Origin of the sequence: Burkholderia savannae, assembly GCF_001524445.2 — a bacterium.
Classification (GTDB): domain Bacteria; phylum Pseudomonadota; class Gammaproteobacteria; order Burkholderiales; family Burkholderiaceae; genus Burkholderia; species Burkholderia savannae.
This window is the reverse complement of the sequence record NZ_CP013417.1, coordinates 2,756,253-2,779,305: the sequence shown is the minus strand read 5'-3', so window position 1 is coordinate 2,779,305 and position 23,053 is coordinate 2,756,253. Positions and strand designations below refer to the sequence as shown.

19 protein-coding genes are annotated in these 23,053 nt (G+C 71.0%); 18 read left to right on the top strand and 1 reads right to left on the bottom strand.

Annotation, left to right across the window (positions count from 1 at the left end; genetic code table 11):
- Window positions 1-260 precede the first annotated feature (260 nt).
- Window positions 261-911, bottom strand: coding sequence for a uracil phosphoribosyltransferase (gene upp, locus WS78_RS13710; RefSeq protein WP_038753126.1), 651 nt, complete (start codon window positions 909-911; stop codon window positions 261-263).
- A gap of 237 nt (window positions 912-1,148) precedes the next feature.
- Between upp and WS78_RS13705 the strand changes: the two genes are divergently transcribed.
- From WS78_RS13705 to WS78_RS13620, 18 genes are all read left to right on the top strand, one after another.
- Window positions 1,149-1,928: an SDR family oxidoreductase gene (locus tag WS78_RS13705; RefSeq protein ID WP_038753124.1), complete on the top strand. Its 780-nt coding sequence runs from the start codon at window positions 1,149-1,151 to the stop codon at window positions 1,926-1,928.
- 193 nt (window positions 1,929-2,121) lie between these two features.
- On the top strand, window positions 2,122-2,514 hold the full coding sequence (locus WS78_RS13700; RefSeq protein ID WP_038753122.1) for a methylglyoxal synthase: 393 nt from the start codon (window positions 2,122-2,124) through the stop codon (window positions 2,512-2,514).
- 715 nt (window positions 2,515-3,229) lie between these two features.
- Window positions 3,230-4,204, top strand: a complete 975-nt coding sequence (locus WS78_RS13695; protein WP_059574655.1) for a quinone oxidoreductase family protein — start codon at window positions 3,230-3,232, stop codon at window positions 4,202-4,204.
- A 436-nt stretch (window positions 4,205-4,640) separates the two neighbouring features.
- Window positions 4,641-4,733 carry a K(+)-transporting ATPase subunit F gene (gene kdpF, locus WS78_RS13690; RefSeq protein WP_038753116.1) on the top strand — a complete coding sequence of 31 codons (93 nt, stop codon included), beginning with the start codon at window positions 4,641-4,643 and terminating at the stop codon, window positions 4,731-4,733.
- The gene (gene kdpA, locus WS78_RS13685) at window positions 4,730-6,538 is read left to right on the top strand and encodes a potassium-transporting ATPase subunit KdpA (RefSeq protein WP_059574653.1); all 1,809 of its coding nucleotides are present in this window, start codon (window positions 4,730-4,732) and stop codon (window positions 6,536-6,538) included. The genes kdpF and kdpA overlap by 4 nt, the downstream gene beginning before the upstream one ends.
- A gap of 67 nt (window positions 6,539-6,605) precedes the next feature.
- Window positions 6,606-8,717 (top strand): potassium-transporting ATPase subunit KdpB, encoded by a 2,112-nt coding sequence (gene kdpB / locus WS78_RS13680; protein WP_059574650.1) that lies wholly within the window; start codon window positions 6,606-6,608, stop codon window positions 8,715-8,717.
- A 12-nt stretch (window positions 8,718-8,729) separates the two neighbouring features.
- Window positions 8,730-9,311 carry a potassium-transporting ATPase subunit KdpC gene (kdpC, locus tag WS78_RS13675; protein ID WP_059574647.1) on the top strand — a complete coding sequence of 194 codons (582 nt, stop codon included), beginning with the start codon at window positions 8,730-8,732 and terminating at the stop codon, window positions 9,309-9,311.
- A 258-nt stretch (window positions 9,312-9,569) separates the two neighbouring features.
- On the top strand, window positions 9,570-12,692 hold the full coding sequence (locus WS78_RS13670) for a DUF4118 domain-containing protein (RefSeq protein ID WP_059574645.1): 3,123 nt from the start codon (window positions 9,570-9,572) through the stop codon (window positions 12,690-12,692).
- Window positions 12,685-13,383 carry a two-component system response regulator KdpE gene (gene kdpE, locus WS78_RS13665; protein ID WP_038747356.1) on the top strand — a complete coding sequence of 233 codons (699 nt, stop codon included), beginning with the start codon at window positions 12,685-12,687 and terminating at the stop codon, window positions 13,381-13,383. The genes WS78_RS13670 and kdpE overlap by 8 nt, the downstream gene beginning before the upstream one ends.
- A gap of 289 nt (window positions 13,384-13,672) precedes the next feature.
- On the top strand, window positions 13,673-13,969 hold the full coding sequence (locus WS78_RS13660; protein WP_038747354.1) for a putative hemolysin: 297 nt from the start codon (window positions 13,673-13,675) through the stop codon (window positions 13,967-13,969).
- Window positions 13,970-14,167: 198 nt separating this feature from the next.
- Window positions 14,168-14,488, top strand: a complete 321-nt coding sequence (gene sugE / locus WS78_RS13655; protein WP_038747351.1) for a quaternary ammonium compound efflux SMR transporter SugE — start codon at window positions 14,168-14,170, stop codon at window positions 14,486-14,488.
- Window positions 14,489-14,679: 191 nt separating this feature from the next.
- Window positions 14,680-15,297 carry a DUF4126 domain-containing protein gene (locus WS78_RS13650; protein ID WP_038747348.1) on the top strand — a complete coding sequence of 206 codons (618 nt, stop codon included), beginning with the start codon at window positions 14,680-14,682 and terminating at the stop codon, window positions 15,295-15,297.
- Window positions 15,294-17,912, top strand: coding sequence for an ABC transporter permease (locus tag WS78_RS13645; protein WP_059574644.1), 2,619 nt, complete (start codon window positions 15,294-15,296; stop codon window positions 17,910-17,912). The genes WS78_RS13650 and WS78_RS13645 overlap by 4 nt, the downstream gene beginning before the upstream one ends.
- A 71-nt stretch (window positions 17,913-17,983) precedes the next feature.
- Complete coding sequence (locus tag WS78_RS13640; RefSeq protein ID WP_038747342.1) at window positions 17,984-18,394, top strand: group II truncated hemoglobin; 411 nt, start codon at window positions 17,984-17,986, stop codon at window positions 18,392-18,394.
- 112 nt (window positions 18,395-18,506) lie between these two features.
- Window positions 18,507-19,238 (top strand): alanyl-tRNA editing protein, encoded by a 732-nt coding sequence (locus WS78_RS13635; protein WP_038747339.1) that lies wholly within the window; start codon window positions 18,507-18,509, stop codon window positions 19,236-19,238.
- Window positions 19,235-19,861, top strand: a complete 627-nt coding sequence (locus WS78_RS13630) for a DUF924 family protein (RefSeq protein ID WP_038747336.1) — start codon at window positions 19,235-19,237, stop codon at window positions 19,859-19,861. Before WS78_RS13635 ends, WS78_RS13630 begins: the two co-directional genes overlap by 4 nt.
- 263 nt (window positions 19,862-20,124) lie before the next feature.
- On the top strand, window positions 20,125-21,519 hold the full coding sequence (locus tag WS78_RS13625; protein ID WP_038747333.1) for an amidase: 1,395 nt from the start codon (window positions 20,125-20,127) through the stop codon (window positions 21,517-21,519).
- A 156-nt stretch (window positions 21,520-21,675) separates the two neighbouring features.
- Window positions 21,676-23,010: an MFS transporter gene (locus WS78_RS13620; RefSeq protein ID WP_059574642.1), complete on the top strand. Its 1,335-nt coding sequence runs from the start codon at window positions 21,676-21,678 to the stop codon at window positions 23,008-23,010.
- Window positions 23,011-23,053 lie beyond the last annotated feature (43 nt).

Below are 23,053 nucleotides of genomic sequence, written 5' to 3'. Positions count from 1 at the left end.
GTCTGTCGTTGAGTCCGGCGGCCGCGTGAGCGGGCGAATGCCGCTTGGGCCGCGCGTTATCGAGTGGAACGTGATTTTATCACGCGGCGGTGCGCCGTTTGACGGGCAGACGGCGGGCGAGCGGCCGCCGCGCGGCGCGCGAACCGCGGCGCACCGGGGCCGCGCATCGTGCCCGCGCGCGGGCCCGGCCGCGTGCGCACGGCGCGGCCTGCCGCGCTCGGCTCGACGCACGAGCCCGCGCCGGCCGCCGGCGTTTCCCGTCAGTTTTTCGTGCCGAACAGGCGGTCGCCCGCGTCGCCCAAGCCCGGGACGATGTACGCGTGGTCGTCGAGGTGCGAATCGAGCGACGCGACATAGAGCTTCACGTCCGGATGCGCGTCCTGGAACACCTGCACGCCTTCGGGCGCGGCGACGAGCGCGAGGAACATGATCCGCTCGCCCGGCACGCCGCGGCGCTTGAGCACGTCGATCGCGTGCGCGGCCGAATAGCCCGTCGCGACCATCGGATCGCACAGGATGAAGATCCGGTCTTCCAGATCGGGCAGGCGCACCAGGTATTCGACCGGGCGGTGGTCGTCGGCGCGGTACACGCCGATGTGGCCGACGCGCGCCGACGGAATCAGCTCGAGCAGGCCGTCCGACATCCCGACGCCCGCGCGCAGCACGGGCACGATCGCGAGCTTCTTGCCGGCGATCACGGGCGCGTCGACCTCGACGAGCGGGGTTTCGACCCGCTTCGTCGTGATCGGAAGATTGCGGGTGATCTCGTAGCCCATCAGCAGCGTGATTTCGCGCAGGAGCTCGCGGAACGTGCGCGTCGACGTGTCCTTGTCGCGCATGTGCGTGAGTTTGTGCTGGATCAGCGGATGGTCGAGGATGAAGAGATTCGGAAAACGGCTGTCCTGTTTCATGGAAGCGGCGGCTCAAAGGATTCTGGGACGGCGGGCGTGCCGGGTCGGCAGGCTGCGCGCGGGACAGCCGCAAGTTTACCGAAGATGAACGCTCGCGATCCGGATATTATCGGCGTTTCGACGCGCGCTTGGCGCGCGCGTTCGGTCGCAGGCGGCGGGACGGGCGCGCGTCAAGCGCCGCCCGGCTGCGCGCGGCGGCGGTTTTCGTCATGCAGGCATCGGTAAGGAACACGCTCAATGGATCTGGGAATCGCAGGACGGACCGCGCTCGTGTGCGCGGCCAGCAAGGGCCTCGGGCTCGGCTGCGCGCAAGCGCTCGCGGCCGAGGGCGCAACGCTCGTGATCGTCGCGCGCACGCGCGAGACGCTCGAGGCGGCCGCGGCCGACATCCGCGCGAAGACGGGCGCCGGCGTGACGGCCGTCGCGTGCGACATCACGACGCCGGAAGGGCGCGCGGCCGCGCTCGCCGCGTGCCCGCAGCCCGACATCCTCGTGACGAACGCGGGCGGCCCGCCGCCGGGCGACTTCCGCGATTTCTCGCACGACGACTGGATTCGCGCGCTCGAGGCGAACATGCTGACGCCGATCGAGCTGATCCGCGCGACCGTCGACGGGATGATCGCGCGGCGCTTCGGGCGCATCGTCAACATCACCAGCTCGGCCGTGAAGGCGCCGATCGACGTGCTCGCGCTGTCGAACGGCGCGCGCTCGGGCCTCACCGGCTTCGTCGCGGGGCTCGCGCGCAAGGTCGTCGAGCACAATGTGACGATCAACAATCTGCTGCCGGGCCTGTTCGACACCGACCGGATCGCGACGACGCTCGCCGCCGCGGCGAAGGCGCAAGGCGCCACCGTCGACGAGCTGCGCGCGCGCCGCACGAAGGAGATTCCGGCCAGGCGCCTCGGCACGCCCGACGAGTTCGGCGCGGCGTGCGCGTTTTTGTGCAGCGTCCATGCCGGCTACATCACCGGGCAGAACTGGCTGCTCGACGGCGGCGCGTATCCCGGCACGTTCTGAAACGATTTGAGCCTGTCATGCCGGGCCCGTAAAGTAGCGGGGCGGCGCTAGCACGGCGGCGCGCCGGCCGCCGGTCAGGTTCGGCGCCGCTCGGGCGTGACCGCGCATCAGCGCACGCAAGCGGAGCGGAATCGGCCGCGACCGGCGCGCGCGGTCGGCCCGCGTCGACAGATCAGCAGAAGAGGATTCACAGATGAGCACTCCCCGCATTGCGCTGATCGCGCACGATGCGAAGAAGGACGAAATCGTCGCGCTCGCGGGCGCCTACCGGGCGGCGCTCGCGCAATGCCGGCTCGTCGCGACGGGCACGACGGGCGGGCGGATCGCGCAGGCGCACGGGCTCGAGGTCGAACGCAAGCTGTCGGGGCCGCTTGGCGGCGACCTGCAGATCGGCGCGGAGCTCGCGGACGGGCGCGTCGACATCGTGATCTTCCTGCGCGATCCGATGACCGCGCAGCCGCACGATCCCGACATCACGGCGCTCGTGCGCGCCTGCGACGTGCACGACGTGCCGGTCGCGACCAACGTCGCGACGGCGCGCGTGCTGCTCGACGAATTGATGCGCCGGCTCGCTGCGAAGGCGTGAGCGGCGCGGCGCGCCCGAGCGGGCACGCCGGCGCGGCCGAAGCCGGTGCTGCGGCGGGTCGGGGCGAGCGGGCGGGGCGGCCGGACATCGCCGGCTCTTGAGCGTCGCGGCCTTGTTTTCGTGACTCTCGGGCGAACTGGAGCGGCGCCCGCTCACGCGCATCGAGGCTGCGCGTTGATCGTCTCCGGCGCGAGCAGCGTCCGCGTGGCGTGTCGTCGCACCGTCTCCCGGACGCGCAACCGTTCCTCGGCGGCATCGCCGCAGTTCGCCGGGTGCTCGCCGCATTTCGGCGGCGTCGCCGCCGCGGTTCGAGCGAACCGCCGCTCGCGGGCGCTGCACGGGCGCGCTTGCCGCGTTTGCGCCGTATTGCGCCGTATTGCGCGGCGTCATCCGCCCGCGCGGGCCGACCGCTCGATTCCGGCTCCCGCGGCGCATCCGACGCGCGTCGAAGCCGGGCCCTGCAAGCGTTCCCGCAACGCGCGACAATCGTGCGACGCGACGCGACGCGACGCGAGCGCGCGCCGACAGCGCCGACAGCGCCGACAGCGCCGACAGCGCCGACAGCGCCGGCGCCGTCCGACGCCGTCCGACGCGCTTCGTTCCACCCGCCGGCCGTGGGCGTCGCGCTCGTCCACGCATTGCGCGCGCCCGCGCATCGCCCGGGCGCGCCAACCGATTCCGAACTCAACGCGCATCGCAACCAGGAGGAGCCAGCATGCCGAAGGCAATTCGTTACGACCAGCCGGGCGGCCCGGAGGTCATGAAGAGGGTCGACGTCGACGTCGGCGCGCCGCAGCCGGGCGAAGTCCGCATCAAGCAGCACGCGGTCGGCCTCAACTACATCGACGTCTATTTCCGCACCGGCCTCTACCCGCAGCCGCTGCCGGGCGGCCTCGGCATGGAGGCGGCGGGCGAAATCACGGAAGTCGGCGAGGGCGTGACGACGCTCGCGCCGGGCGACCGCGTCGCCTACGTCGCGCAGCCGCCGGGCGCGTACGCGCAGGAGCGCGTGCTGTCCGCCGCGAAGCTCGTCAAGCTGCCGGACGGCATCGGCTACGAAGACGCGGCGTCGGTGATGCTGCAAGGTCTGACCGCGCAATATCTGCTGCGCCGCACGTACGCGGTCAAGCCGGGCGACACGATCCTCATCCACGCGGCGGCGGGCGGCGTCGGCCTCCTTGTCTGCCAGTGGGCGAAGGCGCTCGGCGCGACGGTGATCGGCACGGTCGGCTCCGACGAGAAGGCGGCGCTCGCGAAGTCGCACGGCTGCGACCATCCGATCGTCTACACGCGCGAGAATTTCACCGAGCGCGTGAAGGCCATCACGAACGGCGCGGGCGTGCCGGTGGTCTACGACTCGATCGGCAAGGACACCTACGTCGGCTCGCTCGACTGCCTCGCGCCGCTCGGGCTTTTCGTCAGCTTCGGCAACGCATCCGGGCCGCTGCCGCCGATCGACTCGAAGGAGTTTTCGTCGCGCGGCTCGCTGTTCTTCACGCGGCCGACGCTGTTCTCGTACATCGCGAAGCGCGAGGATCTCGATCGCAACGCGGCCGAGCTGTTCGACGTGATCGCGTCCGGGCGCGTGAAGACGAGCATCCAGCAGCGCTATCCGCTCGAGAACGTCGCGCAGGCTCACCGCGATCTCGAGGCACGCCGCACGACGGGCTCGACGATCCTGCTGCCCTGATCCGCGCGCGGGCGCGTCCGTGACGCCCCCGCGTGCCGGAGCCGGCGCGCGCGCCTTCCGTTCCGCGCGCCGGCTCGTTGCATGACCGTTCGCAACGGCGCGGCGCCGCACGCGCCGGCTGCCGATGCGCGAACGGCGCGGCGCCCGAGCGCGCCGCATGCCGATTCCGACGATCCGATCCGCAGCGAACGGCGCGACGCGTCGCGCCTTCCCGCGGCGCGGCCTGTTCGCGTTTACGCGCTTTTTACATCCCCCTGCGAACCTTTGACCTGCCCTTTACACGCAATCCTCTAACGTTTCACCGGTCCGATTTGGAACACGGAGAAACAAGAATGGATGCGGTTTACATAGGCGGTCTGGCGCTTTTCACGGGGTTGATGCTCGCGCTGATCGCCGGTTGCGAGAAGCTTGCGCGATACGGTCGCGGGGGGCGTTCATGAGCTGGATGTTGTGGTTGGCGGGAACGGCGACGTTCCTGCTGTTCGCGTATCTCGTCTACGCACTGTTGCGCGCGGAGGACATCGAATGAACGCGAACAATCTGTTGCAGGCGGCGCTTTTCATCGTCGTCCTGATCGCGGCCGCGGTGCCGGTCGCGCGTTACCTGAACCGCGTGATGGACGGCTCGTCGGCCGTCGTGCGCGTGTTCGGCCCGCTCGAGCGCGCGCTCTACCGGATCGCGGGCGTCGACCCGCAGGCCGAGATGAGCTGGAAGCAGTACGCGATCGCGACGATCGCGTTCAACGCGCTCGGCGTGCTGTTCCTCTACGGGCTGCTGCGCGTGCAGGGCCTGCTGCCGGGCAACCCGCAGGGCTTCGGCCCGATGACGGTCGACGGCGCGTTCAACACGGCCGTGTCGTTCGTCACGAACACGAACTGGCAGGACTACACGCCCGAGCAGACCGTCAGCTATCTCGCGCAGATGCTCGGCCTGACCGTGCAGAACTTCCTGTCGGCGGCCACGGGCATCGTCGTCGTGATCGCGCTGATCCGCGGCTTCGCGCGCCACACCGCGAAGACGATCGGCAACTTCTGGGTCGACGTGACGCGCGTGACGATGTACGTGCTCGTGCCGATGGCCGCGATCGTCGCCGCGCTCCTGATGAGCCAGGGCGTGATCCAGAACATGAAGGCGTACCAGGACGTGCCGACGCTGCAGACGACGGCCTACGCGGCGCCGAAGCTCGACGCGCAGGGCAATCCGGTCAAGGACGCGAAGGGCAACCCGGTCACGGTGACGACGCCCGTGAAGGCGCAGACGCTCGCGATGGGGCCCGTCGCGTCGCAGGAAGCGATCAAGATGCTCGGCACGAACGGCGGCGGCTTCTTCAACGGCAATTCCGCGCATCCGTACGAAAACCCCACGCCGTTCTCGAACTTCCTCGAGATCTTCTCAATCCTGATCATCCCGGCCGCGCTCTGTCTCGTGTTCGGCAACATGATCGGCGATCGCCGGCAGGGCGTCGCGGTGCTCGCCGCGATGACGGTCGCGCTCGCGGTCGCGATCGGCATCGAGATGAACGCCGAGCAGGGCGGCACGCCGGTGCTCGCGTCGCTGAACGTCGATCAGACGGCGAGCGCGCTGCAGGCGGGCGGCAACATGGAAGGCAAGGAAACGCGCTTCGGCATCGCGCAGACGGGCATCTTCGTCGTCGCGACGACGGCCGCGTCGTGCGGCGCCGTCAACGCGATGCACGATTCGCTCACGCCCGTCGGCGGGCTCGTGCCGATGCTCCTGATGCAGCTGGGCGAAGTGATCTTCGGCGGCGTCGGCTCCGGCCTCTACGGGATGCTCGTGTTCGCGCTGCTCGCCGTGTTCGTCGCGGGCCTGATGATCGGCCGCACGCCCGAATACGTCGGCAAGAAGATCGAGTCGTACGAGATGAAGATGGTGTCGATCGTCGTGCTGCTCACGCCGCTGCTCGTGCTCGTCGGCACGTCGATCGCCGTGCTCGCCGACGCGGGCCGCGCCGGCATCGCGAACCCCGGCCCGCACGGCTTCTCGGAGATCCTGTACGCGTTCAGCTCGGCCGCCAACAACAACGGCAGCGCGTTCGGGGGGCTCTCGGTGAACACGCCGTTCTACAACTGGATGACGGCGATCGCGATGTGGTTCGGCCGCTTCGGCACGATCGTCCCGGTGCTCGCGATCGCGGGCTCGCTCGCCGCGAAGAAGCGCATCGCCGCGACGAGCGGCACGCTGCCGACGCACGGCCCGCTGTTCGTCGTGCTGCTGCTCGGCACGGTGCTGCTCGTCGGCGCGCTCACCTATGTGCCGGCGCTCGCGCTCGGCCCGGGCGTCGAGCACCTGATGCTGTTCGTCGGCGCGCATTGAACACGCAAACGACACGAGAGGACTCGCGCACAACCAGACAACTGGATACGCGCATCTGAGGATTGCAATGACTCAACATTCCGCTACGCGATCGATGTTCGACCCGGCGCTCGTGCGCCCGGCGATCGTCGATTCGTTCAAGAAACTCACGCCGCGCACGCAGTTCCGCAACCCGGTGATGTTCTGCGTGTACGTCGGCAGCATCCTGACGACGATCCTGTGGATCGCCGCGCTGATGGGGCAGGCCGAGGCGCCCGCGGGCTTCATTCTCGCGGTGACGCTGTGGCTGTGGTTCACCGTGCTGTTCGCGAACTTCGCCGAGGCGATCGCCGAAGGCCGCTCGAAGGCGCAGGCCGCGTCGCTTCGCAGCGCGAAGAAGGACGTGATGGCCAAGAAGCTCAACGAGCCGCATCCGAAGTCGCCCGTGCGCATCACGACGGCGTCGGATCTGCGCCGCGGCGACGTCGTGCTCGTCGAGGCGGGCGACACGATTCCCGCGGACGGCGACGTGATCGAAGGCGTCGCGTCGGTCGACGAATCGGCGATCACCGGCGAATCGGCGCCCGTGATCCGCGAATCGGGCGGCGATTTCTCGTCGGTGACGGGCGGCACGCGCGTGCTGTCCGACTGGATCGTCGTCCAGGTGACGGCGAACCCGGGCGAGGCGTTCCTCGACCGGATGATCGCGATGGTCGAGGGCGCGAAGCGCAAGAAGACGCCCAACGAGATCGCGCTCACGATCCTGCTCGTCGCGCTGACGATCGTGATGCTGCTCGCGACCGCGACGCTGCTGCCGTTCTCGATGTTCTCGGTCGACGCGATGAAGGCGGGGCACGTCGTGACGATCACCGCGCTCGTCGCGCTGCTCGTGTGCCTGATTCCGACGACGATCGGCGGTCTGCTGTCCGCGATCGGCGTGGCGGGCATGAGCCGGATGATGCAGGCGAACGTGATCGCGACGTCGGGGCGCGCGGTCGAGGCGGCGGGCGACGTCGACGTGCTGTTGCTCGACAAGACGGGCACGATCACGCTCGGCAACCGTCAGGCGTCGGCGTTCCTGCCCGCGCCCGGCGTGACGGAGGCCACGCTCGCGGACGCCGCGCAACTGTCGTCGCTCGCCGACGAGACGCCGGAGGGCCGCAGCATCGTCGTGCTCGCGAAGGAGCGCTTCAACATCCGCCAGCGCGACATGGCGCAACTGCACGCGACGTTCATCGGCTTTTCCGCGCAGACGCGGATGAGCGGCGTCGACCTGGCCCCCACGGGCGCGCCGTCCGGCGCGCCGGACCGCGAGATCCGCAAGGGCGCGGCCGACGCGATCCGCCGCTACGTCGAGACGCACGGCAGCCGCTTTCCGGAAGAAGTGCGGCGCGCGGTCGACGACGCCGCGCGCCGCGGCAGCACGCCGCTCGTCGTCGCGGAAAAGCAGGGCGACGCGGCGCGCGTGCTCGGCGTGATCGAGCTGAAGGACATCGTGAAGGGCGGCATCAAGGAGCGCTTCGCCGAGCTGCGCAAGATGGGCATCAAGACCGTGATGGTGACGGGCGACAACCGGCTCACCGCCGCGGCGATCGCGGCGGAGGCGGGCGTCGACGATTTCCTCGCGGAAGCGACGCCGGAAACCAAGCTCGCGACGATCCGCGAGCACCAGGCGGCGGGCCGCCTCGTCGCGATGACGGGCGACGGCACGAACGACGCGCCGGCGCTCGCGCAGGCGGACGTGGCCGTCGCGATGAACACGGGCACGCAGGCGGCGAAGGAAGCGGGCAACATGGTGGATCTCGACTCGAACCCGACGAAGCTGATCGAGATCGTCGAGATCGGCAAGCAGATGCTGATGACGCGCGGCTCGCTCACGACGTTCTCGATCGCGAACGACATCGCGAAGTACTTCGCGATCATTCCGGCCGCGTTCGCGACCACGTACCCGCAGCTCGACGCGCTGAACGTGATGCATCTGGCCACGCCCGCGTCGGCGATCATGTCGGCCGTGATCTTCAACGCGCTCATCATCGTGCTGCTGATTCCGCTCGCGTTGAAGGGCGTGAAGTATCGCCCGCTCGGCGCGGCGTCGCTGCTGCGCCGCAATCTGTTCGTGTACGGCCTCGGCGGGATTCTCGTGCCGTTCGCCGGCATCAAGCTGATCGACATGGTGCTCGCCGTCTTCGGCTGGGTTTAAAGGAACATCGTCATGAAATCACTGTTTCGTCCGCTCATCGTCGTGTTCGTCGTGCTGACCGTCGTGACGGGGCTCGCGTATCCGGCCGTGATGACGGTCTTCGGCCAGGCCGTGTTCCCGTCGCAGGCGAACGGCAGCCTCGTCGAGAAGGGCGGCAAGATCGTCGGCTCCGCGCTGATCGGCCAGCAGTTCGACGCGCCGCAGTACTTCTGGGGCCGCCTGTCGGCGACGAGCCCGATGCCGTACAACGCGATGGGCTCGGGCGGCTCGAATCTCGGGCCGCTCAATCCTTCGCTGAAGGATCAGGTGAAGGGCCGGCTCGACGCGCTGAAGGCGGTGGGCACCGACCTGTCGAAGCCCGTGCCCGTCGACCTCGTGACGGCGTCGGCAAGCGGCCTCGATCCGGAAATCAGCCCGGCCGCGGCCGACTATCAGGTCGCGCGCGTCGCGCAGGCGCGCAAGATGCCGGAAGCCGACGTGCGCCGCCTCGTCGCGGACAATACGGCGGGCCGCCAGTTCGGCGTGCTCGGCGAGCCGCGCGTGAACGTGCTGAAGCTGAACCTCGCGCTCGACGCCGCGCAGGCCGCGCATTGACGCGCATTGACGCGCATTGACGCGCCGCGCCGCCCGCCGCCCGCCGCCGGGCCGCGCGGCGCGTTCGCGGCGGGGGGAGCGCAGGGTGGGGCGAAGCGCGGCGCGGCGTCGCAATCGACGGCGCGGCGGGAACGCCGCCGCCCGCGCCGCGGCCCCGTCGCGCCATCCGGACGACGCGCTCGACGCGTCGTCCTTTCCTTTTTGGGCGTTTTCGAACGACAATGAATTTCAGCCGCCAACCGGAGACCTCGGCCTCGCATGAACCGTCCCGATCCTGATCAGCTTCTCGACAAGATCCAGCGAGAAGAGGAAAAGCAGCAGCGCGGCAAGCTGAAGATCTTCTTCGGCGCGTCGGCGGGCGTCGGCAAGACCTATGCGATGCTGCTCGCCGCGCGCGCGCGCAAGCAGGAGGGCGTCGACGTCGTCGTCGGCATCGTCGAGACGCACGGCCGCAGCGAGACGGCGTCGCTCGTCGAAGGGCTCGACGTGCTGCCGCTCATGCAGATCGAATACCGCGGCCGCAAGATCGGCGAGTTCGATCTCGACGCGGCGCTCGCCCGCCGCCCGCAGCTCGTTCTCGTCGACGAGCTCGCGCACTCGAACGTGCCGGGCGCGCGGCACCTGAAGCGCTGGCAGGACGTGTACGAGCTGCTCGACGCGGGCATCGACGTCTACACGACCGTCAACGTCCAGCATCTCGAGAGCCTGAACGACGTGGTCGGCGCGATCACGGGCATTCGCGTGTGGGAAACCGTGCCCGACCGCGTGTTCGACGTGGCCGACGAAGTCACGCTCGTCGACCTGCCCGCCGAGGAGCTGCTGAGCCGGCTGCGCGAAGGCAAGGTCTACATGGCGCAGCAGGCCGAGCGGGCGGTGCGCAATTTCTTCCGCAAGGGCAACCTGATCGCGCTGCGCGAGCTCGCGCTGCGGCGCACGGCCGACCGCGTCGACGCGCAGATGCGCGAGTACCGCGCGGATCGCTCGATCCAGCGGATCTGGCAGGCGCGCGAGCGCCTGCTCGTGTGCGTCGGCCCGGGGCCCGAAGCGCCGACGCTCGTGCGCGCGGCCGCGCGCCTCGCCGCGAGCCTGAAGGCCGACTGGCTCGCGGTGTACGTCGAGACGCCGCGGCTCGCGCGGCTGCCCGACGCGGCCCGCCAGCGCACGCTCAACGCATTGAAGCTCGCGGCCGAGCTCGGCGCCGAGACGGCGACGCTGACGGGCGCGGACGCGGTCGCCGCGCTGATCGGCTACGCGCAGGTGCGCAACGTGTCGAAGATCGTCGCGGGCGGCTCGTCGAAGAGCGGCTTGCTGCGCCGCTTCTCGCGCCCGTTCGGCGAGCAGCTCGCGGAGCGCGCGGGCGACGTCGACCTGATGCTGATCCGCGCGTCGGCGGGCGAGGACGCGCGCGCGCCGCTCGACGCCGGCGCGCGCGCGTGGCGCGACGCGTTCTCGAGCGTCGTCGACGGCCGCTCGCCGCCGCGCAACTACGGCTATGCGGCGGCGATCTGCGCGCTGATCACGGGCGTCGCGAACCTGCTGCAGAGCCATCTCGACCTGACCAATCTCGTGATGCTGTACCTGCTCGGCGTCGTGTTCTCGGCGGTGCGCCTCGGGCGCGGGCCGGGCGTCGTGCAGTCGTTCCTGTCGGTCGCCGCGTTCGACTACTTCTTCGTGCCGCCGCGCATGTCGTTCTCCGTGACGGACACGCAGTATCTGCTGACCTTCTTCGGAATGCTGCTCACGTCGCTCGTGATCAGCCATCTGACGTCGAGCCTCACGCGCGGCGCGACGATCGCGCAGCGGCGCGAGCGGCGCACGAGCGCGATGTACGCGATGGCGCGCGAGCTCGCGGCGGCGCTCACGGCCGAGCAGATCGTCGAGATCGGCGGCCGGCACGTGTCCGAGGTGTTCCGCGCGCGCGTCGCGATCCTGCTGCCGGACAGCGGCGACAAGGTCCAGCAGAAGATCGAGAACCCGGACGAGGCGGTGACGATCACGGGGGCGGCGCTCGACATCGACGTCGGCCAATGGGTGTACGACCAGCAGAAGCCGGCCGGGCACGGCACCGACACGCTGCCCGCGGCGACGGCGCTCTATCTGCCGCTGAAGGCGCCGATGCGCACGCGCGGCGTGCTCGCCGTCGTCACGAAGGATTCGCGCGAGCTCGAGGTGCCCGAGCAGCAGCGGATGATCGACGCGTTCGCCGCGCAGATCGCGCTCGCGCTCGAGCGCGTCCACTACGTCGACATCGCGCGCGACGCGCTCGTCAACATGGAATCGGAGCGGCTGCGCAACTCGCTGCTGTCGGCGATCTCGCACGATCTGCGCACGCCGCTCACGGCGATCGTCGGGCTGTCGTCGATGCTCGCGAACGCGCGCGGCGCGCCGCGCAACGACGGCGTCGGCCCGCCCGCGCGCGAGGACGAGCTCGTCGAGTCGATCCACGACGAGGCGCTCAGGATGACGGGGATCGTCACGAACCTGCTCGACATGGCGCGGCTGCAGGCGGGCAGCCTGCAACTGAAGCGCCAGTGGTCGCTGCTCGAGGAGACGGTCGGCGCGGCGCTCGGCGCGTGCAAGCGCGTGCTCGCGCGTCATCCGGCGCGCGTGCGGCTGCCGGCCGATCTGCCGCTGCTGCAGATGGACGCGGTGCTGATGGAGCGGCTCTTCGCGAACCTGTTCGAGAACGCGGCGAAGTACACGCCGCTCGACACGCCGATCGAGATCGGCGCGGAGCGCATCGTCGACGACAGCCGGCCGTTCGTGCGCGTGTTCGTCGACGACCACGGCCCGGGGTTGCCGGCCGGCATGGAGGCGCGGATTTTCGAGAAGTTCACGCGCGGCGAGAAGGAGTCGGCGACGCCCGGCATCGGCCTCGGGCTCGCGATTTGCCGCGCGATCGTCGACGCGCACGGCGGTAAAATCGGCGCGCTCAACCGGCTCGGGCCGAACGGCCGGGTCGAGGGCGCGCGCTTCTGGTTCACGCTGCCCGTCGAGACGCCGCCGCCCGAGCCCGGCGCGGGCGACGAGGAGCCGGACGGCGAGCGGTCGGACGACGAGGCGGGCGCGGCGGGCCGCGCGGGTGAAGCGCCCTTCGGCGAGCCGCCGGCGGGCGAGCCGTCCGCCGACGCGTGTTCCCGCGCCGCGCCCGGCGAGCGCGCGGCCGACGATGTACACGCGGCCGTCGAGCGCGAAAGCGGCGAACCGGAAAGCAGCAAACCGGAAAGCGGCAAACCGGAAAGCGGCGAGCACGCATCCGGCGCAAGCGCCGACGCACGTTCCCGTGCCGAGCCGCGCCGAGCCGCGCCGGTGCTTGAGACTGGCCGCGGCGCCGGCGCGCCGGCGCCCGTATCCAACGAACATCCGCATGACCATGAGTGAACCGACCGTCACCGTCGTTCTGATCGAAGACGAAAAACAGATCCGCCGTTTCGTGCGCAGCGCGCTCGAGGAAGAGGGGATCGCGGTGTTCGACGCAGAAACGGGCCGCCAGGGCTTGATCGAGGCCGCGACCCGCAAGCCCGATCTCGCGATCGTCGATCTCGGCCTGCCGGACGGCGACGGCCTCGACGTGATTCGCGAACTGCGCGGCTGGTCCGAGATGCCGGTGATCGTGCTGTCGGCGCGCACGCATGAGGAGGAGAAGGTGGCCGCGCTCGACGCGGGCGCCGACGACTACCTGACGAAGCCGTTCGGCGTGTCCGAGCTGCTCGCGCGTATTCGCGCGCATCTGCGGCGGCGCAATCAGGGGGGCGCGGCCGAGTCGCCGCTCGTGAAGTTCGGCGACGTGAGCGTCGACCTCGCGCTGCGGCGCGTGTGGCGCGGCGGCGAGGTGGTCCACCTGACGCCGCTCGAGTATCGGCTGCTCGCGACGCTCGTGCGGCACGCGGGCCGCGTGCTCACGCACCGTCAGCTGCTGCGCGACGTCTGGGGGCCGACGCACGTCGAAAGCCACCACTACCTGCGGATCTACATGGCGCACCTGCGGCAGAAGCTCGAAACCGATCCCGCGCAGCCGCAGCACATCGTCACCGAGACGGGCGTCGGCTACCGGCTCGTCGGCGCGGGCTGACGCGGCGGCGTCCGCGCGCGGGGCCGCGCGTCGCGCGCAGCTGTGGCCCGCGCGCGCCGCGTTGCGTTCCGTCGCGGGGTGTTCGCGCGTCGCGGGGCGGCCGGGCGACGGCAGACGGTCGACGGTCGACGCCGCGTCGCGTCGCGTCGCGAAGCGTCGCCGCGCGTGCGCGCGGGCAGCCCGTCGACGGGCCCAATCGGGCGCCCCGCCGACCGCGCGCGACGCTGCCTCGCGCGTTTTTCTCTTATGCTGAGCGCTTAACCAACCCAACATAACGAGGAGGTCAGCCATGCTCGTCCGTCTACTGTGCGGTTGCGCATTGGGCATCGGCGCCGCGGCGGCGCTCGCGCAGCCGTTGCCGCCGAATCAGGCGACGACGCTCGCGAATCCGGCGTCGGTGAATTGCGAGAAGCTCGGCGGCAAGGTGGTGATCCACGACGGCCCGCGCGGCCAGTACGGAATCTGCGCGTTCAGGGACGGGCGCGAGTGCGAGGAGTGGGCGCTTTATCGCGACGATCGCTGCGTGCTGCTCGACGCGCACGGCTGGCCGATCGCGCAGCACGGCCGCAAGCCCGAATCGAAGTGACGGGGCGGCATGCCGGCGCGGCGCGATTTCGCCGGATGTCCGATGCCCGGACGCCGATCCTGCGGCGCGCGGGCGCGGCCTCGCGGGCGCGCGCAGCGCGATTGTAAGCTGCTTGTTATACTTCCGACGCCCGGGGACGACCCCGGGCCGCCGATGTACAACGGGGACGACCCCATTTGATTCACGGAGAGTCCCCGCATGCCTTGGCTGTGGCTTCTCGTCGCCGGTCTGCTCGAAATCGCATGGGCCGCCGGCCTCAAATCCTCCGAGGGCTTCACGCGTCTCGGCCCGTCCATCTTCACGATCGTCACCGCGCTCGGCAGCTTCGGCTTGCTCGCCGTCGCGATGCGCGAACTGCCGCTCGGCACCGCGTATGCGGTCTGGACGGGCATCGGCGCCGTCGGCGCGTTCATTTTCGGGATCGTGATGCTCGGCGAAGCGGTGACGCTCGCCCGGATCGCGAGCGCGTCGCTGATCGTCGTCGGGCTCGTCGGCCTCAAGCTGTCGTCGGCCGGCTGAGCGCGCAGGGTTTGCCCGCGTCGGCGGTGCGGCGGCTGCGCGCGGCGCGCGTCTATAATGAAGCGGAATCCATCTGACAACGCCCCGCCGCCGCACGCGAATCGGCGGGGCAGGCGGGTCGATGGGCCGCTTCGCCCGGGTTCGGGCGCGGTCCGCCCTCGAACCGCGCGCATTGCGCAAGGAGGCCGCACATGGTCGAAGCCATTTCGCTCGGCGCGGGGCTCGCGTGGGCGAGCGGCCTGCGCCTCTATCTCACCGTGCTGATCGCGGGCGTGTTCGCGCGCCTCGATCTCATTCATCTGCCCGACACGCTCGCGGTGCTGACGTCGCCTTGGGTGATCGGCGCGGCCGCCGTGCTCGCGCTCGCCGAGTTCCTCGCCGACAAGATTCCCGCGTTCGATTCGCTCTGGGACGCGGTCCACACGTTCATCCGGATTCCCGCGGGGGCCGTGCTCGCGGCGGCCTCGCTCGGCCACGCCGATCCGACGCTTCTCGCGGTCGCGGGCCTCGCGGGCGGCACGCTCGCCGGCTCCGCGCATATCGCGAAGGCGGGCACGCGCGCGCTCATCAACCTGTCGCCGGAGCCGATCTCGAACTGGATCGCGTCGACGACCGAGGACGGGCTCGCGGTCGGCGGCCTCGCGCTCGCGTTCTTCGTGCCGCTCGTGTTCATCGCGCTGATGATCGGCTTTCTCGCGTTCTCCGCATGGGCGCTGCCGCGGCTCTGGCGCGGCGTGTCGGGCGGCTTTCGCGGGATGGCGAACCACATGGTGTCGCGGCTGAATTCGATCGGGAGCAAGCGCGATTGACGGCGGCGGGTAAAGCGATGCCGGCCGGCCGCCGTTTCGGCCCCGTCGACCTGCTGCGCCAGGCGGGGCGGATGACGCTGCGCGATTGGCGCGCGGGCGAGCTGACGCTCGTCGCGCTCGCGCTCGTGCTCGCGGTGGCGGCGCTCACGAGCGTCGGGTTTCTCGCCGACAGGCTGCGTCAGGGCCTCGAGCGCGACGCGCGCCGGATGCTCGGCGCGGACTTCGTCATACGGGCCGATCGTCCGATCGACCCGGCGTTCGCGCGCGAGGCGCGATCGCTTGGCCTCGCGACCGCGACGACCGCGATCTTCCCGAGCATGGTCGGCGCGCTCAATCCTCCCGGTTCGCCCAATTCGCCCAATTCGCCCGCCACCGCGGCCGACGCAGGCGGCCTGCCGCCCGTGCGCCTCGCGGCCGTGAAGGCCGTGTCGGCCGGCTATCCGTTGCGCGGCGCGGTCGAGATCGCGCCCGACGCGAACGCGCCCGGCCGTCCCGCCGGTTCGATTCCAGTCCCCGGCACCGTGTGGATCGACCCGTCGCTGCTCGACGCGCTGCATCTGAAGGTGGGCAATACGCTGCGCGTCGGCGAACGCTCGTTCACGATCGGCGCGGCGATCACCCGCGAGCTCGATCGCGGCTTCTCGTTCGTCAACTTCTCGCCGCGCGTGATGCTGCGCGCGGACGAGCTCGAATCGACGGGGCTCACCGGCTACGGCAGCCGCGTCACGTACCGGCTCCTCGTCGCGGGCGACGACGCGGCCGTCGAACGCTTCGCAAGCTATGCGCATGCGCGCGTCGACGGCGGCAAGCTGCGCGGCGTCGCGCTCGAATCGCTGCAGGAAGGGCAGCCGCAGGTGCGGCAGACGCTCGACCGCGCGCGCCATTTCCTCACGCTCGTCGCGCTGCTGACTTCGCTCCTTGCGGCCGTCGCGATCGCGATGGCCGCGCAGCGCTACATGCGCCGCCATCTCGACGGTTGCGCGGCGATGCGCTGTCTGGGCGCGAGCCGCCGCACGCTGTCGGCGCTGTTCGCGATCGAATTCGCGCTGCTCGGCGTGGCGGGCGGCGTCGCGGGCGCGGCGCTCGGCTACGTCGGCCATCTCGTGCTGCTGCGCGCGCTCGGCAGCCTGATCGACGTCGTGCTGCCGCCGCCTTCGGTGTGGCCGGCGGCGATCGGCGTCGCGACGGGGCTCGTGCTCTTGCTCGGCTTCGCGCTGCCGCCGCTCGCGCCGTTGACGCGCGTGCCGCCCGTGCGCGTGCTGCGCCGCGAGTGGGGCGAGGCGGGCCGCATCGCATGGGCGGGCTACGCGGCGGGCATCGCGCTCTTCGCGGCGCTCCTGATCGCAGCGGCGGGCAACCTGACGCTCGGCCTCATCGTCGCGGGCGGCTTCGCGGGCAGCCTCGTGCTGTTCGCGCTCCTCGCGCGGCTCGCGCTCTTCGCGGCCGCGCGGCTCGTGCGCGACGGCCGCGTCGCGGCGGGGCTCGGCTGGCGCTACGCGCTCGCGTCGCTCGATCGGCGCGGCGCCGCGAGCGCGCTGCAGATCACCGCGCTCGCGCTCGGCCTGATGTGCCTGCTGCTCATCGCGATCACGCGCAACGATCTCGTTGCCGGCTGGCGGCAGTCGACGCCGCCCGATGCGCCGAACCAGTTCCTCATCGACATCCAGCCCGACCAGCGCGACGAAGTCGTCCGCTATCTCGCGGCCAACGGCATCGCGAACCCGGCGCTGTCGCCGATGGTGCGCGGGCGGCTCTTGTCGGTGAACGGCAAGCCGGTGAATCCGGACGACTACAAGAACGACGATGCGCGCCGCCTCGTCGACCGCGAATTCAACCTGTCGTACACGACGCAACTGCCCGGCGACAACCGGATCGTCGCGGGCGACTGGTTCGGCGCATCGAACGCCCCGCAGATCTCGATCGAGGCGGGGCTCGCGAAGACGCTCGGCGTGAAGGCGGGCGACACGCTGCGCTTCGACGTGACGGGCCTCACCGTCGAGGCGCCCGTGACGAGCGTGCGCAAGCTCGACTGGGGCACGTTCCGCGTGAACTTCTTCGTGCTGATGCCGCCCGCGGCGCTGCGCGAGTTCCCGGCGATGTACATCACGAGCTTCCATTTGCCGCTCGCGCGGCAGCGCGTGCTCGACGGCCTGATCGCGCGCTATCCGAACCTGACCGCGATCGACGTCGCGCCGATCCTCGCGCAGCTCGAGCGCGTGCTGCTGCAGGTGATCGGCGCGGTGCAGTTCCTGTTCGGCTTCACGCTCGCGGCGGGCGTGCTCGTGCTGTACACGGCGCTCGCCGGCTCGCGCGACGAGCGCGTGCGCGAGGCCGCGCTGATGCGCGCGCTCGGCGCGTCGCGCGCGCAGATCGTCGCGGTGCAGCGTGCGGAGTTCATCGTTGTCGGCGTGCTCGCGGGCGCGATGGCGGCGGCGGGGGCGCTCGCGGTCGGCGCGGTGCTCGCGTCGCGCGTGTTCGATTTCGCGCTTTCGCCGGACCCGTGGCTCGTGCCGGCCGGCATCGCGGCGGGCGTCGCATGCGCGGGCGCGGCCGGTTGGCTCGGCCTGCGCGGCGTGCTGCGCCGCCCGGCGCTTCAATCGCTGCGCGATGCATGAATCGCGCGCACGCGGTATCTTCGGCGATCCGCTTTTCGTTTTCTTGTTTGTTCCATTCGACTGATGTCCGTATGACCGATGCAACCAATGACGCGCCGTCGCAGCCGACGGCGTTCGAACTCGTGGGCGGCGAGGCGCGCGTGCGCGAGCTCGTCGACCGCTTCTACGACCTGATGGACCTCGAGCCCGAATTCGCGGGCATTCGCGCGCTGCATCCGCCGGCGCTCGACGGCTCGCGCGACAAGCTGTTCTGGTTCCTGTGCGGCTGGCTCGGCGGGCCCGATCACTACATCGAGCGCTTCGGCCATCCGCGGCTGCGCGCGCGGCATCTGCCGTTTTCGATCGCGTCGCACGAGCGCGACCAGTGGCTGCGCTGCATCGCGTGGGCGATGGAGGACGTGGGGCTCGACACGCCGCTGCGCGAGCGGCTGATGCACGCGTTCTACGAAACGGCCGACTGGATGCGAAACCGTCCCGGCTGAAATTCCGGTACGCTTCGGTGCGCGCCGCGCGAAATTGCGCCTGTCGCGGCGCGCGCGCCGCGCCGCATACTGATCGCTTCCGATCACCGATAACGATATCCGAGACTCCCACATGGCCACTCAAGCCCTCTTTCGCGAAGACGCCTATCTGACGCGCTGCGATGCGCTCGTCACGGCCGTCGACGAAGCCGGCATCCACCTCGATCGAACCGTGTTCTATCCGCTTGGCGGCGGCCAGGCGGGCGACAGCGGCACGCTGACGCTCGCGGGCGGCGCGACGCTCTCCGTCGCCGACACGCGCAAGGCAAAGTTCGAAGGCGCGACGCCCGACGACGCTGTGCACGTGCTCGCGCCGGGGCAGGACGCGTTCGCGGCGGGCGTGAAGCCGGGCGATGCGCTCGTCGCCGAGATCGACTGGGCGCCGCGGCTCCGGCGGATGCGGCTGCACACGGCGAGCCATCTGCTGTGCGCGGTGCTGCCGTACCCGGTCGACGGCTGCAGCGTGACCGCCGATTACGTGCGCGTCGATTTCGCGACGGTCGAGCCGATCGACCGCGAGCACGTGGAGGCGCGCCTGGCCGAGCTCGTCGGCGGCGCGCATCCGGTGACGACCGAATGGATCACCGACGACGAGATGGCCGCGCGCCCGGAGCTCGTGCGCACGATGAGCGTGAAGCCGCCGATGGGGCTCGGGCGCGTGCGTCTGTTGCGGATCGGCGGCGTCGACCTGCAGCCGTGCGGCGGCACGCACGTGCGCAACACGGCGGAGATCGGCGGGCTGCGCGTCGCGAAGCTCGAGAAGAAGAGCGCGCGCACGCGCCGTCTCGTGCTGGAGCTCGCATGACGGCCCCGCACGCGGACGGCGGCGCGCGCGAGGCCGCGGCGCTCGAGCCGCGCGCGCGCGACGTGCTCGATTTCTGGTTCGGCGCGCCCGGCGATCGGGCGTTCGGCACGGCGCGCAAGATGTGGTTCGGCGGCGGCCCGGCGCTCGACGCGCGACTGCGCGAGCGATTCGGCGCGCTCGTCGACGCGGCGAAGGCGGGCGATCTCGACGCATGGGCGCGCACGCCGCTCGGCGCGCTCGCGCTCATCGTCGTGCTCGATCAGTTCTCGCGCAGCATCCACCGGGGCACGCCGGCCGCGTTCGCCGCCGATCGCGCGGCGCTCGCGCACGCGAAGGCGCTCGTCGCGTCGGGCGGCGACCGCGCGCTGCCGACGGGCCATCACCGCGCGTTCGCGTATTTGCCGTTCGAGCACGACGAATCGCCCGACAGCCAGCGCGAAGGCGTGCGCCTGTGCGCGCAAATCAAGGGCGAGGCAGGCTGCGCCGGCTATCACGACTTTGCGCTGCGCCATGCGGCCGTGATCGAGCGTTTCGGGCGCTTTCCGCACCGCAACGCGATCCTCGGCCGGCCGTCGAGCGACGAGGAAGTCGCGTTCCTGAAGGAACCCGGCTCGTCGTTCTGAGCGAGTCCGAACGCGCGCGGCCGTGCCCGCGCGCTGCGCGTCCGGGGCGGGCTCGGCGCTCGTCCGGTGCCCGTCCGACGCGCCCGGCCGGCGTCTTCGCGAACGATGCGCCGCGCCGCGAGCGCTCGAAAAACGTGCGCGCCGTTCGATATAAATCGCGCTATCCATCGCGCTTTTTGCGTTGCTATCGTGAGATCCAACGACGGCGGGCGGCCGCCGCAGCCGGCCCGGCCGCCCGTCTCCCACCTTGTGAGGCCGATACCATGCCCGAGCTGCTCGAGCTGACCGCCTGCTCGCTTGCCGAACGATTCGAGAACCGCAGCGTGACGCCCGCCGATTATGCGGACGCGCTCATCGACCACATCGCCCGTTGGGAGCCGCATCTGAACGCGCTGTGCCGCTTCGATCCGCAGCGCGTGCGCGAACAGGCGCTCGCGTCGACCCGCCGCTGGGCGGCGGGCGCGCCGTTGAGCGGTATCGACGGCGTGCCGGTGACGATCAAGGAGCTGATCGCGACCGAGGGCGACCGGCTCGCGCAAGGCTCGGCCGCGGCCGCCGACGCGCCGCCCGCCACCGTCGACGCGCCCGCCGCGATGCGGCTGCGCGAGGCGGGCGCGGTCGTGATCGGCAAGACGACGGTGCCCGATTACGCGATGCTGTCGTCGGGGCTGTCGAGCCTGTACGGCACCACGCGCAATCCGTGGCGGCTCGATCTCAATCCGGGCGGCTCGAGCAGCGGCGCGGCGGCGGCGGCGGCGGCGGGCTACGGGCCGCTGCACGTGGGCACCGACATCGGCGGGTCGATCCGGCTGCCGGCCGGCTGGTGCGGGATCGTCGGCTTCAAGCCGTCGAACGGGCGGATTCCGATCGATCCGTACTACACGGGCCGCTGCGCGGGGCCGATGACGCGCACGCTCGACGATGCGGCGCTGCTGATGCGCTTCCTGTCGCGCCCGGACCGGCGCGACGCGACGAGCCTGCCGCCCGAGACGATCGACTGGGCGATCGCGCCCGCCGACGTGACGGGCATGCGGATCGGCCTGATGCTCGACGCCGGCTGCGGGATCGCGCCGGAACCGGAGATCGTCGCGGCGGTGGAGGCGGCGGCCGAGCGCTTCGCCGCGCACGGCGCGCGGGTCGTCGAGGCGCCGCCCGTGCTGTCGCGCGCGATGCTCGACGGCCTCGACCGCTTCTGGCAGGCGCGCCTGTGGGCCGACCTCGAACGGCTGCCGGACGCGGCGCGCGCGCGCATCCTGCCGTACATCCTCGCGTGGGCGGGGCAGGGCGCGAAGGTGTCGGGCGTCGACGCGGTGCGCGGCTTCGGCGCGACGTTCGAGATGCGCGCGGCCGCCGCACGCCTGTTCCAGTCGGTCGACGCGGTGCTGTCGCCGACCAATGTCGTCACCGGCTTCCCGGCCGAATGGGCGGGGCCGACCGACGATCCGGCGCGGCCGTTCGAGCACATCGCGTTCACGGTTCCGTGGAACATGGGCGAGCAGCCGGCGCTGTCGATCAATTGCGGCTTCGCGCGCAACGGAATGCCGATCGGCCTGCAGATCGTCGGGCCGCGCTTCGCCGATCGCCTCGTGCTGCAGCTCGGCAAGGCGTACGAGGATTGGCGCGGAGAGATGCCGCGCTGGCCCGCGCCGCCTCACTGACGCGGCCGCGCGCCGCGCGCCATGTACCGCGCGCCGCCGTGCGCGTTGCGCCGGCTTTTCGCTTCCCCATCCTGACACCGCATCCGGTTCGGCGGCGGGCGCCGCTCGCGCCGCGCCCGCGGCTGGTATCGTCGCCGCTTCGATCGAGGACACGCCATGGAAGACCTGCTTGAACCCGCGTACCAGCCGGCGTCCGGCGACACGTCCGCGCCGGCCGGCCCGGCCGCGACGCGCGCCGACGCTCGCCGCAACGTCGCGGCGGTCGCGCTCGGCAACGCGGTCGAGTTCTTCGACTTCGGCACCTATGCGACGTTCGCGGTGATGATCGGCCACACGTTCTTTCCGTCGAAGAGCGCGTTCACGAGCCTATTGCTGTCGGTGTCCGTGTTCGGGCTCGGCTTCGTCGTGCGGCCGTTCGGCGCGCTCGCGATCGGCGCGTACGCGGACCGGGCGGGCCGCAAGCCCGCGATGATGCTGACGCTCGCGATGATGGCGGTCGGCACGGGCGCGATCGCGGTGCTGCCGGGATACGAGACGATCGGCGTGGCCGCGCCGATCCTGCTTGTCGTCACGCGGCTGATCCAGGGGCTCGCGTGGGGCGGCGAGGCGGGACCCGCGACGACCTACATCCTCGAGGCTGCGCCGCCCGGGCGGCGCGGCGCGTACGCGTGCTGGCAGGTCGCGACGCAAGGCTTCGCGGCGGTCGCGGCGGGGCTCGCGGGCTACGTGCTCACGCTCGCGCTGCCCGAGGCCGACCTGTACGCATGGGGCTGGCGCGTGCCGTTCGCATTCGGCCTGCTGGTGCTGCCGATCGGCATCTATATTCGCCGCCGGCTGTCCGACACGATCGACGCGCACGGCGCGTACGGCTCGACGCGCGCGATCCTGTGCGAGCTGAACGCGCGGCATCGGCGGCCGATCGCGATCGGCCTGATGATCCTGCTCGGCAGCACGATCACGCAGTATTTCCTCAATTACATGACGACGTTCGCGTTGACCGAGCTGCATCTGCCGGGCGGCGTCGCGATGCTCGCGACGCTTGCGACGGGCGCGGCGCTCGCCGTGTGCTCGCTCGCCGGCGGCAGCCTGTCGGATCGCTTCGGACGCCGCGCGATCCTGATCTGGCCGCGCGTGCTGCTGTTGCTGCTGATCTTCCCGGCGCTGCAACTGATCGTGTCGCATCCGACGCCCGCCGTGTTCATCGCCACGCTGACCGTGCTGTCCGGCCTGCACGGCATGAGCGGCGCGGCGCTCATCGTGCTGATCGCGGAAAGCTTCCCGCAGCGCGTGCGCTCGACCGGATTCTCGATCGTCTACGCGCTCGCCGTGTCGCTGTTCGGCGGCACCGCGCAAAGCATCGTCGCGTGGCTCATCGGCGCCACGGGCAATCCGATGGCGCCGACGGGCTACCTGCTCGTCGCGAACGCGATCTGCATCGCGGCCGGCTGGCTCGCCGCCGAGACCTGGCCGGGCCGCCGCGCCGCGCGGTAGGACGCGCACCGTCGTTCTCCTTTCCTCGATGTCTTCCCGTCAC